The 13,195-nt window shown below is 73.3% G+C and carries 13 protein-coding genes and 1 pseudogene; 10 read left to right on the plus strand and 4 right to left on the minus strand.

Annotated elements, in window-relative coordinates:
• A pseudogene (locus tag DY240_RS12155) lies at window positions 1-401 on the plus strand (acetyl-CoA C-acyltransferase); the annotation flags it as partial.
• Window positions 398-1,003 (plus strand): energy-coupling factor transporter transmembrane component T family protein, encoded by a 606-nt coding sequence (locus DY240_RS12160; RefSeq protein ID WP_199701370.1) that lies wholly within the window; start codon window positions 398-400, stop codon window positions 1,001-1,003. The pseudogene DY240_RS12155 and the gene DY240_RS12160, both read left to right, overlap by 4 nt.
• Window positions 1,004-1,099: 96 nt before the next feature.
• Here DY240_RS12160 and DY240_RS12165 read toward each other — a convergent pair whose 3' ends face one another.
• Window positions 1,100-2,680, minus strand: a complete 1,581-nt coding sequence (locus DY240_RS12165; RefSeq protein WP_119660149.1) for an alkaline phosphatase D family protein — start codon at window positions 2,678-2,680, stop codon at window positions 1,100-1,102.
• A gap of 188 nt (window positions 2,681-2,868) precedes the next feature.
• Window positions 2,869-4,203, minus strand: a complete 1,335-nt coding sequence (locus DY240_RS12170; protein WP_119660150.1) for a CehA/McbA family metallohydrolase — start codon at window positions 4,201-4,203, stop codon at window positions 2,869-2,871.
• A 106-nt stretch (window positions 4,204-4,309) separates the two neighbouring features.
• On the opposite strand from DY240_RS12170, the gene DY240_RS12175 reads away from it, so the two are divergent.
• Both DY240_RS12175 and DY240_RS12180 read left to right on the plus strand, forming a co-directional pair.
• Complete coding sequence (locus DY240_RS12175) at window positions 4,310-5,689, plus strand: hypothetical protein (protein WP_119660151.1); 1,380 nt, start codon at window positions 4,310-4,312, stop codon at window positions 5,687-5,689.
• A gap of 95 nt (window positions 5,690-5,784) precedes the next feature.
• Window positions 5,785-6,210: a hypothetical protein gene (locus tag DY240_RS12180; protein WP_119660159.1), complete on the plus strand. Its 426-nt coding sequence runs from the start codon at window positions 5,785-5,787 to the stop codon at window positions 6,208-6,210.
• A gap of 63 nt (window positions 6,211-6,273) precedes the next feature.
• Here the strand turns inward: DY240_RS12180 and DY240_RS12185 are convergent, their stop codons facing one another.
• Together DY240_RS12185 and DY240_RS12190 are read right to left on the minus strand one after the other, a co-directional pair.
• Complete coding sequence (locus tag DY240_RS12185; protein ID WP_119660152.1) at window positions 6,274-6,681, minus strand: PIN domain-containing protein; 408 nt, start codon at window positions 6,679-6,681, stop codon at window positions 6,274-6,276.
• Window positions 6,678-6,890 carry a type II toxin-antitoxin system VapB family antitoxin gene (locus DY240_RS12190; RefSeq protein ID WP_119660153.1) on the minus strand — a complete coding sequence of 71 codons (213 nt, stop codon included), beginning with the start codon at window positions 6,888-6,890 and terminating at the stop codon, window positions 6,678-6,680. The genes DY240_RS12185 and DY240_RS12190 overlap by 4 nt, the downstream gene beginning before the upstream one ends.
• A gap of 115 nt (window positions 6,891-7,005) precedes the next feature.
• Between DY240_RS12190 and DY240_RS12195 the strand changes: the two genes are divergently transcribed.
• The 6 genes from DY240_RS12195 to DY240_RS12220 all read left to right on the plus strand — a co-directional run bounded on the left by DY240_RS12195 (window position 7,006) and on the right by DY240_RS12220 (window position 12,163).
• A complete protein-coding gene (locus DY240_RS12195) occupies window positions 7,006-7,785 on the plus strand; it encodes a CPBP family intramembrane glutamic endopeptidase (protein WP_407659311.1) in 780 nt (259 codons plus the stop codon).
• Window positions 7,782-8,186, plus strand: a complete 405-nt coding sequence (locus DY240_RS12200; RefSeq protein ID WP_119660154.1) for a DUF3052 family protein — start codon at window positions 7,782-7,784, stop codon at window positions 8,184-8,186. The genes DY240_RS12195 and DY240_RS12200 overlap by 4 nt, the downstream gene beginning before the upstream one ends.
• Window positions 8,187-8,233: 47 nt before the next feature.
• Complete coding sequence (locus DY240_RS12205; RefSeq protein ID WP_158602830.1) at window positions 8,234-9,469, plus strand: Kelch repeat-containing protein; 1,236 nt, start codon at window positions 8,234-8,236, stop codon at window positions 9,467-9,469.
• A gap of 154 nt (window positions 9,470-9,623) precedes the next feature.
• Window positions 9,624-9,995 carry a hypothetical protein gene (locus DY240_RS33695; RefSeq protein WP_119660156.1) on the plus strand — a complete coding sequence of 124 codons (372 nt, stop codon included), beginning with the start codon at window positions 9,624-9,626 and terminating at the stop codon, window positions 9,993-9,995.
• A 56-nt stretch (window positions 9,996-10,051) separates the two neighbouring features.
• Window positions 10,052-11,467, plus strand: a complete 1,416-nt coding sequence (locus DY240_RS12215; RefSeq protein WP_199701374.1) for a sensor histidine kinase — start codon at window positions 10,052-10,054, stop codon at window positions 11,465-11,467.
• Window positions 11,468-12,163 carry a response regulator transcription factor gene (locus DY240_RS12220; RefSeq protein WP_119660157.1) on the plus strand — a complete coding sequence of 232 codons (696 nt, stop codon included), beginning with the start codon at window positions 11,468-11,470 and terminating at the stop codon, window positions 12,161-12,163.
• The last annotated feature ends 1,032 nt before the right edge of the window (window positions 12,164-13,195 follow it).

Raw genomic sequence — 13,195 nt, forward strand, 5'->3', positions numbered from 1 at the left:
GCCGGCCCGGGCTGCGGCTGGTCGCGGGCGCCGTCGTCGGCTGCGACCCGCGGCTGCCCGGCTGGGGCCCGGTGCCGGCCGTGCATCGCGTGCTGGCCGCCGCGCGGGTCTCGCTCCGCGACGTCGCCGCGGTGGAGATCGTCGAGGCGTTCGCCGGGCAGGTCCTGGCGGTCACCGACGCGCTCGGGCTGGACCCGCTCGGCCGCGACACGGGGCTCGTCTGCGCCGACGGAGGAGCGCTGGCGCTGGGCCACCCCTGGGGCGCCAGCGGCGCCGTCGTCGTCGTGCGGCTGTTCTCCCGGCTGGTCCGCGGTGGCGCGCCGGCGGGGACGCTCGGGCTGGCGACGGCGGCGATCGGCGGGGGCATGGGCGTGGCGGGGTTGTTCGAGGTGGTCCGGTGAGCCTGCTGACCGGCGCCTACGTGCCCGGCCGTTCGGTGGTGCACCGGGCGCCGGCCGGGCTGAAGCTGGCGGTGCTGGCCGTCGCGTGTACGGCGCTGGTGTTCGCGCGGTCGCTGGTGCTCGTGGGCGTCGCGACGATGGTCGTGGTGGGTGCGTACGCGCTGGCCGGGATGGGCGTGCGGGCGGCGTGGGGACAGCTGCGCCCACTGCGGTGGCTGGTCGTCGTGCTGGTCGTGGTCCAGGTGCTGATCGCCGACGTCCCGACGGCGGTCGCGTTGACGGCGCGGCTGGTGCTCGCGGTCGCGCTGGCCGCGCTGGTCACGTTGACGACCCGGACGACGGAGCTGATGGCCGCTTTGGAGCGGGCGCTGTCGCCGCTGCGGCGGTTCGGCGTGGAGCCGGCGCGGGTGTCGCTGCTGATGTCGCTGGCCCTGCGCAGCGTCCCCGTCGTCGCCGGCATCGCCGGGCGGATCCGCGAGGCCCGCTGGGCCCGGGGCCGCGAGCGCAGCGTCCGCGCGTTCGCCGTGCCCCTCGTCGTCGGCGTGCTGCGGCACGCCGACGCGATGGGCGAGGCCCTGCAGGCCCGCGGCCTCGACGACTGACCTGGCCGGAATGATCACGTTCACCACCCGAATTTCTGCTTCACGAGGCCTCTGCAGGCCTGGTGTGGCACGTGAATGGGTGGTGAACGTGATCATTCAGGAGGAGACCTGGGCGATGCCGGGGACGCCGGCCTGGACGTGGACGCTGGCGCGGGTGGTGACCGGCGCGTCGGGCCGGCGCACGTACGGGACCACCCGGTAGTCGGTGCGCCAGGCGTCCGGCGTCAGCGTGCAGGTGGCGTAGCCGCGCTGGACGTTGTGGAACTTCATGTGCGGGTTCTCGGCCAGCCAGACGCCGCCGAGCGCGTCCTGGTCGGCGCCGTCGCCGCCGGCGCTGAGCGACGTGGCGAGGAACTCGGTGCCGACGGTGGCCGAGCCGGGGTCGTCGAAGTTCGCCTTGAGGTCGGCGGCGACGCTGCGGTGCGCGTCGCCGGTGATGACGACGAAATTGTCGACGCCGCGCTCGCGCACGCCGTCGAGCAGCCGGGTCCGGGCCGCGGCGTAGCCGTCCCAGGTGTCCATGCCGAACGCCTGAACCGGTCCCGCCTCGTGGTCGGCCTGCATCATGAAGATCTGGTTCGCCATCACCTTCCACGTCGCCCGCGAGCCCGACAGCCCGTCCAGCAGCCACGCCTCCTGCGTGTCGCCGAGCATGGTGCGGGCCGGGTCGAGCCGGTCGGCGCAGTCGATCTGCCGGCCGTCGCCGCAGGCCTGGTCGTCGCGGTACTGGCGGGTGTCGACGACGTTGAAGTCGGCCAGCGTGCCGTAGCGCAGCCGCCGGTAGAGCTGCATGTCCGGGCCGACCGGCATCGACGCGCGGCGCAGCGGCATGTGCTCGTAGTACGCCTTGAGTGCCGCGATCCGCCGGGCCCGGAACACCTCGCCGCCCACGCCGCCGCCGTCGACGTCGTCGGCCCAGTTGTTGTCGATCTCGTGGTCGTCGAGCACCACGACCCACGGCGCGGCGGCGTGCGCGGCCTGCAGGTCCGGGTCGCTCTTGTACTGGCCGTAGCGGATGCGGTAGTCGCTCAGCGAGAAGCACTCGACGGCGGGCAGGTGGGCGCGGCCGATGCTGCCGACGTTCGCGCCCTCGTAGATGTAGTCGCCCAGGTGCACGACGAGGTCCACGTCCTCCTCGGCGAGGTGGCGGTGCGCGGTGAAGTAGCCGTCGGCGTAGTTCTGGCAGCTGGCGTAGGCGAAGCGCAGCTGCTCGGGGCGGGCGCCGGCGGCCGGGGCGGTGCGGGTGTGTCCGACGGGGCTCAGCTCGCGGCCGGCGCGGAACCGGTACCAGTAGTCGCGGCCGGGCTCCAGCCCGCCGACCTCCGCGTGCACCGAGTGCGCCAGCTCCGGCGTCGCGCGGACGGTGCCTTCGCGTTCGACGTCGCGGAACCGCGGGTCGCGGGCGATCTGCCACTGCACCGGGACCGTCCGGTCGCCCATCCCGCCGCTGCCGTCGGCCGCCAGCGGGTCCGGCGCCAGCCGCGTCCACAGCACGACGCCGTCCGGCAGCGGGTCGCCCGAGGCGACGCCGAGCGTGAACGGGTTCTCGCGGAACACCGGGTTGGCGCGGACCGGCGCGGCTGAGAACCCGGCCAGCGCGGCGGTGAACGTCAGCACGCCGCCGCCGGTCAGCGCGAGGAACCGGCGGCGGTCGAGGGTGGACGGCGAAGCGGGCACGGGCGACCTCCGGAAGGTGTGGGGGTGCCCGGATCACATCACGATCGTCCCGACTTACGGTCAATGCCGGAATGAACGTGCGGCATCGGTGCGGTGAAGTCCTCTCGCCGCCAGCGCTCGCTTCGTCCACCCCACTTTGGGTGGGCGGCGCGTTGGGGCGGGCGGGGCGGGTGTGACGGCGCGGACGTTCAGGCCGGGTCGAACCACCAGGGGCTGGAGTAGGCGATCCCGAAGTCGTTGCAGGGGTGGCCGTCAGGCCCCGGCGTCCCGTTCGGCTGGGACGGGTCGGAGACGCGCAGGACGACCCAGTCGCCGTCGCCGGCGTCGAGGGGGACGGTGAACCGGGTGACGCGGCCGGCCGCGGCCTCGACGACGTCGGCGACCGACGGGACGCCCTCGCCGGGCCGCAGCACCTGGATGTCCAGCCGTCTGCCGTCCCACTCCGGGCCGCGGTCGAGGTCGACGGCGAAGCGGATGTCGCCGCCGGAGCGCCGGATCGACCCGCCCATCGGCGCGCCGTCGGCCGTGGCGTCGAGCCGCAGGCCGGAGACGCGGGTGGCGAAGAATCGCCGCTCCGTCATCGCCTGGAAGACGGCCTGGCGGGTGTTCTCGGTGACCCACATCCCGGTGCGGCCCTTGCCCTCAGGGAAGCCCCAGTCGGTGCCGTGCTCGTCGGTGACGCCGGACAGGCCGGGCCGCCAGCCGGCGTTCAGGCAGGTCACCAGCGGTGAGCTGACGCCCTTGGCCCAGCCCTCGAAGAGGTAGTCGTCGTAGCGGTTGAACATCTCGAGGCTGACCAGCTGGTCGTGCGCCTTCGGCTCGTACCGGAAGTCGTTGAAGCGGCCGGGCTCGCGGCCCGGGTGGTTGAACCCGGCCAGGCCGTCGGCGCCACCGTCGCCGAGGCCGAGGAAGCCGTCATCGCGGGTGAGCCAGCGGTAGAAGCCGCCCATCAGCGTCGCGTCGAGCACGTCGGTGTAGGCGTCGGTGAACCACACGTTGACGTGGCCGAGCAGCGGGTTCGTCCACTCGAACCCGCGGATCGCCGTGAACACGCCCGGCTCGTCGGCGGCGTCGGCCAGCTCGCGGGTGCGCCGCCAGCCGCCGCGGCTCAGCCCGGTGATCTGGTTGACGCCGTCGGGGAGCAGCGGGTCGAGGATGCTCAGCACGCCGTCGGACAGCGTCGCGTGGTCGGTGAGCGCGGCGACGTCGAGTCCCGCGGAGCGCATGGACTCGTAGGCCAGCGCGGGGTCGCCGGAACCGTCGGAGAGCAGCGTGTGGTTGTGCAGGTCGGCGTGGACGAGCGTGCGGCCGCGGGTGATGCGGGAGGCCCGCTCGGCGCCGGGCGCACCCGACGCGGTGCGGGTGACCTCGGCGGCGGCGCTGCCGGACGCCGTCGTGCCGGAGGCGGCGGCCAGGATCAGCCCGCCGGCGGCGCCCGCGAGGACGTCGCGCCGGCTCACCTCGTCGCCGCTGCCGACGTCGGCGTGGTGGCCGTGCCGGTGCTCGTGGTCCGCGTCGCTCATGGATCCGATCACACACCCTTCGTCGTCACCGTCAGAGGAAGCCGAGGTGTACGGCGTCGGAACACCGGGCCATCCCCACCGTATCCGTCGGCGCTAGCCTCCTCTCGTGCTGGTGTTGGCGGTCGCGGCGTTCTCCGTCGCGTGGTGGCTCGGGCTCTACCTGGCCGGCCGCGACCCCGCCGACCCCGCGATGCGCCGCGCCGGGCTGGGTCTGGTCTCGTACGCGCTGGCCCTGGCGCTGGCGCCGTTCGACGGGACCGTCGTCGACGCACTGGGGTACGTGTTCGCGGGACTGCCGGCGCTGATCTGGACCGGCGTCCTGCTGGCGCTGCTGCCCGACGGCGCGCCGTGGCGGGCGCCGGCCGAGCGGGTGTGGCGCTGGACGGTGCTTCCGCTGGGCGTGGCGGAGCTGGCGGCGGCCGCGATCGTGGGCGGCGGATGGGAGCCGCTGACGGCGGTGCTCGTGCTGCTGCCGCTGGCCGCGGCGCTGTGGCTGGTGCTGAGGGCGCGGACGGCGGCCGGCGGCGCGGGCGGGCCGTCCGGCTCGTCGGGCGACTCGTCGGCGCTGCGGCAGGGCGTCGTCGTGCTGGCGACGCTGCTGTTCGCGCTGGGTGCCGTAGCGGTGCTGGTGCCGCTGGGCTGGGTGCCCGACGGCCTCGTGCTCGCGGCCGTCGGGGTCGACCTCGTCGTGCTCGGCGTCGTCGTCGCGGTGACGAACGCGCTGGAGGCGGGTGAGGCGCTGGGCGCGGACCTGCGCCGTTCCGCCGTCGGGGCGCTGCTGGCCGCGGTGGTGTTCGGCGGGCAGGTCGGGCTGGTCGCGCTGGCGTCGGGGGACGACCGCGCGGGCGGCGGCGACGGTGCCGGCGACGCGCTGCGGGTGCTCGCCTTCGGCGTCGTGGGCGCCGCGATCGCCGTCGTGACGCTGGCCAGCGCGGTCCAGGCCGCCGTCGACCGGCTCGCCTTCGCCGGCGCGCCGGCGCTGCGGGAGTCGCGGGCGGAGCTGCGCGACGCGTCCGACGCGCTGCCCCGCCGGGACGAACGCCACCACCTCGACGCCCTCGACGACGACGCGTTCACCCGGCTGGTCCGCGACGCGCTGCGCAACTACGGCGACCTCGGCAAGCTGGTGTCCAGCCCGCTGCTCGCGCTGCCCGCCGTCGACGCGCGGCTGGGCGGTCGCGAGGGCCACCCGCTGGACCGGGCGACCGAGCTGAAGGCGCTGCTGCTGGAGTGCATCGAGCGGCTGCGCCCCCGCGATGCGGAGTTCGGCACCAGCGAGGAGTGGCGGTACTTCAACGCGCTCTACTTCCCGTACGTCGCCGGGATCCGCCCGTACCGCCGGCAGCCCGATCTCAGCGGCCTCGACGACACCTCGCGGCGGGCGTTCGACTGGCTGCGCCGGTACGTCCCCGAGCGCACGCTCTACAACTGGCAGAACGCCGCCGCCCGGGTCGTCGCGCACGATCTGCGGACCCGGAGAGGCTGAACTGGCAGTACTTGGCAGTGCCTGGTCTGTGGTTGGCAGTGCTGTCCGGGCGACGGTCGTGGTGTCCGAACGACATCACGAAGGAGCTGGTCATCATGGCGGCTGACACCGTCACCCGTACCCCCGCCGTCGCCCGGATCCGCGAGACGCCGCTGCTGCGCTGGACGCTGGAGCTGGACGGCATCGCGACGGCGCTGAACGGTCTGGTGTACGTGCTCGCGGCCGGGTGGGTGGGCGACCACCTGGGCCTGCCGACCGCGCTGCTCTACCCAGCGGGGGCGTTCCTGGTCGTCGTCGGCGCGCTGGTCTTCACCGTGTCGACGCGGCGGGAGGCGCCCGTCCTCTGGGTGGGCGCGATCCTCGTCCTCAACGCCGTCTGGGCGGTCGACAGCGTGATCGTCGCCGCGGCCGGCTGGTTTGACCCGACCGCCGCCGGGAGGGTGTGGATCCTGCTGCAGGCCGGGCTGGTCGCCCTCTTCGCCGTCCTGCAGTGGGCCGGCCTGAAGCGGGCCCGCCGCTGACCCCGTCACCGCAGGCCCCCGGCCCCGGCGCGCATGAGCCCGCGCCGGGGCCGGTTCGCGTCCTCACCCGGGCGGATGACTGACCCGGACCTGGGCCAGCTGCGGCACCATCCGCGCGACCGTCTCGAAGTCGGCATCCTCGTGAAGGACGGTGAGCCGGTGATGCAGAGCGGTTGCGACCACGAGATGATCGGCGACAGACAGCCCCTGATGGGCGCTGCGGGCGGCGAGCTGCTGCCGAAGCACGCGGACGGATTCCCAAGCATCGTCCGGAACCGGCACCCAGGGGTAAGCGGCGCGGAGGTCGTCCTCGACCTGTTCGTAGCTCTTGGCGTTGGCGATGGCCAGGCATTCGATCAGAACCGGTTCGCAGACAGCGACCAGTCCGCGGCTGACCAGGTCGTGCCACTCGGGAGTCACCTGCCGCCTGAGGACGCGGACCAGGGCACTGGTGTCGATGAGGTACTTCACTCGTCGAGCTCGTCGAGCCGGTCGAAGTCGAAGCCTCCGTCGTCGGCGATGCGTTGCAGGCTCTCGAGCGCGGCGAGGCGTCGGGCTCTGCTCTGCTCAACGGCCAGCCGCAATGCTTCGGTGACGGTGTCCTTCTTGGTGGTCGTGCCGAGAGCGTGGGTGGCTTCATCGAGCAGAGCTTCGTCCAAGTCGAGGAGCGTCTTCGTCATGGTCTACCTCCTTACCCACACGATATCCTGAGGTCAGCTATATATCGATGGTCACTCCGGATATCGGTTGCGTGTTAAGGCCACGCTCAGGGATCGCCGCTACGCTCGAACGGTGGTGACCCAGGACCTGCCCGCGGCCGGGACGGAGACGACGTCGCGGCGGCGGCTGACCGCCGAGCTCTGGATCGTCCTCGGGCTGTCGCTGGGGCAGTCCGCCGTCTACGCGATCGTCAGCCTCATCGCCCGGCTCACCCGTCCCGAGCGGCTGAGCGAGCAGACCGCCACGCTGAACGCGTCGCGCAGCACCCGCGAGTACCTCGACCTCGCCTACCAGGTGCTGTCCATCGGGTTCGCGCTCGTGCCGGTGGCGTTGGCGCTGTACCTGCTGTCCGGGCCGGGGCGGTCGGCGTGGCGGCGCATCGGGTTCGACCTCGCCCAGCCGCGCCGCGACCTGCTGCTCGGCGTCGGGCTGTCGGTGGTCATCGGGCTGCCGGGGCTGGGCATCTACTTCCTCGGGCACGCCCTGGACATGAACGTGTCGATCCAGCCGAGCACGCTGAACGCCTACTGGTGGACGGTGCCCGTGCTCATCCTGTCGGCGCTGCAGAACGCGGTGGTCGAGGAGGTCATCGTCGTCGGGTTCCTGATGACGCGGCTGAGGCAGCTGGGCTGGGAGCTGCCGGCGATCATCGCGACGAGCGCGGTGCTGCGCGGCTCGTACCACCTGTACCAGGGGTACGGCATGGCCATCGGCAACGCGCTGATGGGCGTCGTGTTCGCGTACTTCTACCACCGCACCGGGCGGGTGATGCCGCTGGTGGTCGCGCACTCCATCCTCGACATCGTCTCGTTCGTGGGCTACGACCTGTTCGCCGACGAGCTCGGCCTGCCGTGACCACGGGGTATTCCGGCACGCCGCTGGTACGCAAGCTCGGCATCAAGGCCGGGCACCGGGTCCTGCTCGACGGGGTGCCCGGCGGCTTCGAGCTCGAGGGCCTGCCCGACGGTGTCGTCGTCGAGCACCGCGCGGGCGGCGGCCCGTACGACGTCGTCGTCGCGTTCACGCGCGACCGGGCGGCGCTCGAGCGCGAGCTGCCCGCCCACGAGGCCCGCATCGAGCGCGACGGAGCCGTCTGGGTGGCCTGGCCGAAACGGGCCAGCAAGGTCCCGACGGACCTGACGGAGGACGTCGTGCGCGAGGTGGCGTTGCCGCGCGGCCTGGTCGACGTGAAGGTGTGCGCGATCGACGAGGTGTGGTCCGGCCTCAAGCTGGTGATCCGCAGGGAGAACCGCTGACGCCGTGACGACGTCCAAGCTCCATGAGGGGGCCACGGACACGGGGTGTGGCCGCGACGGGGCTGCTCGTCCTGGTCGCGGCGGGGTGCGGTGAGACGCCGGCGCGGCCTGAGTCCGCGGACGGCGGCGGGTGGACGAGGGTCGCGGAGGCGCCGCTGAGCCCGCGCGAGGCGCCGCTGGCGGTCATCGTCGGCGAGAGGATCCTGGTCATCGGCGGCAGCGACGGGCCGCCCTGCCCGCCGAACGCGGACTGCGTCGCGCCGCCGGAGCCGCTGCGCGACGGCGCGGCCTACGATCCCGCGGCGGACGCCTGGACGCCCATCGCCGACGCGCCGGGGCCGGTCGGCGGGGGCGTGGACACCGCTGCCGTCGTGGGCGACACCGTCTACGTGCTGACCACGATCCTCACCCAGGACGGGACGACCACCAGGACCTTCCAGGCCTATGACGCCGCCGCGGACGGCTGGGCCGAGCTGACGCCGCCGCCCGGCTCCGACTGGGTGTCGCTGACGGTGGCCGGCGACCGGGTCGTCGCCTACCGCGGTTCGCACGAGGACGACACCGGCGGGTCGCTGGAGCCGCTCGACCCGCTGCCCGCCGACCTCGTCTACGACCCGGCATCCGACGCCTGGTCGGCGTTGCCGGCCGACCCGCTCGGCCCGTCGTTCGACCGCCGGCTCATCGGCACCGACGACGGCGCCGTGCTGCTGGCCGGCGATCTCGTGCCGAACCCCGGCGTCGACCCGCCGGTCGTCCGCGCGGCGAGGTTCGACCTCGCGGCCGGCACCTGGACGGAGCTGCCCGACGGCGACGTCGTCAGCGGGTACGGCTTCCGCCGCGTCGGCGACCTGCTGGTCAGCGCGCTGGAGGAGTCGGCCGACGGCGGCGAGGTGAACAACTGGGGCCGCGACATCCCCTACGGCGGCATCCTCGACCCCACCACCGGTGCGTGGTCGGAGCTGCCTGAACGCGCCCACCGCGACCCCCTCGACGGGTTCATGATCCCCGTCGGCGACCTCACCGGCGAGCGGACGATCGTCTCCGGCGCCTGCGCTCTCGACGTTCCCACGCTGACCTGGACGAGGGTGCCCGATCTGCCGGTCGACGACCACGTTCAGGGCCAGTCGGCCGCGTTCGCGGACACCGCGGACGGCAGGCTGGTGTTCCTCTGGGGCGGGTCGCGCTGGCCGGGCTGGCCGGACGACCCGGAGGCGATGCCCGAGGGGGAACTGCTGGCCGAGGGCTGGGTCTGGACGGTTCCGCTGCCCCGCCCCTCGGGGTGACGGCCGAGGTGACGCGGCTGCGCTGAGGCTGTGTCGGTGGCAGACTGCCGGGGATGAACCACGCAGTGCCGACGGGGGCCGGCCTCGCGGCGGATGAGAGTTCTCTCATCCGCGCCTCATCATCGTCTCGTGCGGTGAGCCGACGATGCTCTCCATGAAGTCGGCGGCCGCCCTCACCATCAGCGCGCTGGCGGTCGTGGCCGCCGGGATCTTCGGCGTGGGCGCCCTGCTGGCGGCGCCGTCGACCGGCGACGACTTCGGCGAGCCGGTCGAGGTCGGCCCGTCCAGCTCCACGTCCGGCCCGGGCGGCGGCGAGCCGACGCGGGCGCCGTCGACGGCGACCGAGACGCCGACGCCAACCCCCACCCCGACGCCGGCCCCCACGCCTGACCCGCCGACCTCGGGCGGCGCCGGAGGCGGCGGTCAGCCCGTCGACCCGCCCCCGCCGGTGCGGCCCGATCCCGGCGACGACGACGGTGACGATGACGACGACGACGTCGGCGACGACGGGGATGATGACGACTGAGCCAGGCGCGTGATGCGGCCGGGGGAGTGCGGGTCCGGGTCGCCGTACGGACACGGGTGCTGGCCGCGGTACTGGGAGTCGCGGCGGTGGGCATGCTGGTGGCCGGCGTGACGTCGTTCCTCGTGCAGCGTGAGCGGGTCGACGCCCGCATCGACGAGAACCTCGCCCAGGAGGTCGAGGAGCTGCGCGAGTTCGCCGACGACAGCATCGATCCGGCGACGGGCGGCGAGTTCACCACGGTCGACCGGTTCCTCGAGGTCGTCATGACACGCAACGTCCCCGACCGCGACGAGGGCCTGCTCGCGCTCGTCGACGGCCGCATCGCCTGGGAGGCCGCCTCCGGCGTCAACGTCCGGCTGGAAGCAGACCCGGAGTTCGTGGAGATGGTCGCCCAGCAGGGCGGCAGCACCCGGGTGCGGCCGCGGTCGGCCGACACCGAGGAGCTCGGAACGCTGCGCTACGTGACTGTGCCGGTCACCGTTCCGGGCGACCCGGCGCAGGGGCTCTACGTCATCGCCTACGCCCGCGAGATGGAGCAGGCCGAGGTCGTCGACGCGTACCAGACGTTCGCCGTCGTCGCGCTCGCGTCGCTGGCCATGGTCGGCGCCGTCGGCTGGCTGGTCGCCGGCCGGCTGCTCCGTCCGATCCGGCTGCTGCGCGACACCGCCCAGCGGATCAGCGACACCGACCTGTCCGGCCGCATCCCCGTCACCGGGACCGACGACATCTCCGTGCTGGCACGCACCTTCAACGACATGCTCGACCGGCTGGAGATCGCCTTCGCCGGCCAGCGCGACGCCCTCGACGACGCCGGGCACGAGCTGCGCACGCCGATCACCATCATCCGCGGCCACCTCGAGCTCATGGACTCCGCCGATCCCGCCGACGTCGAGGAGGTCCGCGTCCTGGCCATGGACGAGCTGGACCGCATGCGCCGCATGGTCGACGACCTCGTCATGCTGGCGAAGGCCAAGCGGCCCGACTTCGTCCACCCCCGCCCCGTCGAGCTGGACCGGCTCGTCGACGAGGTCCTCGACAAGGCCCGGGCCCTGGCCGACCGGCAGTGGCGGGTCGACGCGCGGGTCTCGGCGACCGTGCCGCTGGACCAGCAGCGCATCACCCAGGCGCTGCTGCAGCTGATCTCGAACGCGGTGAAGTTCACCGCGCCGGGCGACGTCATCGCCGTCGGGAGCCAGCTCACCGGCGACGAGGTGCGGCTGTGGGTGCGCGACAGCGGCGCCGGCATCGCCGCCGACGACCTCGAGCGCATCTTCGACCGGTTCGCCCGTGCCGACGTCGGCCGCGGCATCGAGGGCTCCGGCCTCGGACTGGCCATCGTCCGCGCGATCGCCGAGGCGCATCGCGGCACCGTCACCGTCGACAGCCGGCCCGGCGAGGGCGCGATCTTCACCATCGCGCTGCCACTCGCCGGCGCCGCGGCGGCCGACGACCTCGTGGAGGAGGAAGCGTAGATGAGCAGGATCCTGATCGCCGAGGACGAGCCCCGCATCGCGGCGTTCATCGAGAAGGGGCTGCGCGCCGCCGGCATGACGCCCACCGTGGTCGGCGACGGGCGCGGCGCCTTCGACTACGCGATGACCGGCGGGTTCGACCTCGTCATCCTCGACATCGGGCTGCCGATCATCGACGGGTTCTCGGTGCTGCGGCAGCTGCGCGAGGCCCGCAACGAGCTCCCGGTGATCATCCTCACCGCTCGCGACTCCATCACCGACACCGTTGCCGGCCTCGAGGGCGGCGCCGACGACTACATGGCCAAGCCGTTCCGGTTCGAGGAGCTGCTGGCCCGCATCCGGCTGCGGCTGCGCGAGGACCGCGCCCCCGAGGCGATGGTCCTGCACCACGGCGGGCTGTCGCTGGACCTGCGCACCCGGCGGGCGACGGTCGACGGGCGGACGGTGGAGCTGTCGGCGCGCGAGTTCTCGCTGGCCGAGACGTTCCTGCGGCACCCGGGCCAGGTGCTCAGCCGGGAGCAGCTGCTGAGCCGCGTCTGGGGCTACGACTTCGACCCCGGCTCCAACGTCGTCGACGTGTACGTGCGCTACCTGCGGCGCAAGCTCGGCAGCGACCGCTTCATGACGGTGCGCGGCATCGGCTACCGCCTCGTCAGCCCCGACGCCGACGGCGACGGCCCGCCGCCCGCCCCGTGAGCCGGCCTCGACTCTCTGATCCAGGGTTCGGCTCGGGCTTCTCGTCGGCTCGGTGAACGTTGGCCGTCCCCCTGCTGCCCATTTTCTTAGCCGCGCATCCGCGCCTCAAGTCCGCGCGCGTTGTGGTGGGGCTTCGCTGTGGTTGGGGCGCTTGGACTTGACCCGCGGCTGCGCGGCCAAGAACGGGCAGCTATCCGGGGGACGGGGAGGATGTGGGCACGCCTCGACGTTGCCGTGCCCGTTTCGCCCTGTTTGTCGCGCTGTGGACAGCGATGATCATCGGCGATCGTCCACGACACTAGGCGTTCTCCCGCTCTACCACCCATGCATGCCTAGCAGAGCGGGAGAACGCCTGGTGGGCGGCCCAAGAATCGCGGTGAAATCTCACCAGGTGGACGCCCAGCGGCACTAAACTCACACCGACACCGGGGCGAACGCCCCGATCCGGGCACTGTGCAGTCCTCGTGCCAGTTTCGCCCCGTTTGTCGGGCTGGGAGTGCGATGATCATCAACGGTCGCAAACGTCACCACGATCACCCGAGCGTCACCACGATTGCAGGCGTAGTGCGACACGATTTCTCCTAGTGATGGCCCTCGAATCGCCGGCGAATCTCACCACGTGGACGCCCCACGACACCACACGCACACCGACACTGGGCCGACGCCCGGGGCAGCCGTCGCCGCTCTTTCCCCGTCCCCCTGATAGCTGCCCGCGGCCAAGACAATCGGGCAGCAGGGGGACGGCCCGACGTTCACACCCAGGCCGACGCCGCGATCCGACCGACCGAAGGGGCCCGGAGAACCGACGTCAGCCGGCCGACGAGGCGCTGTTCGCCGACGCCGGGCTCGCGGGACTGGCCGGGCTGGCCGGGCTCGTGGCCGTCGCCGCGGAGGCGGGGTCGGCGGGGGAAGTCGCCGACGTGGCCGACGCCGGGCTCGCGGGACTGGCCGGGCTGGCCGGGCTCGTGGCCGTCGCCGCGGAGGCGGGGTCGGCGGAGCTGTTCGCCGAGGTGGCCGAGACCGCGCCGGCCG

It is taken from the genome of Jiangella rhizosphaerae, from assembly GCF_003579925.1.
GTDB lineage: Bacteria > Actinomycetota > Actinomycetes > Jiangellales > Jiangellaceae > Jiangella > Jiangella rhizosphaerae.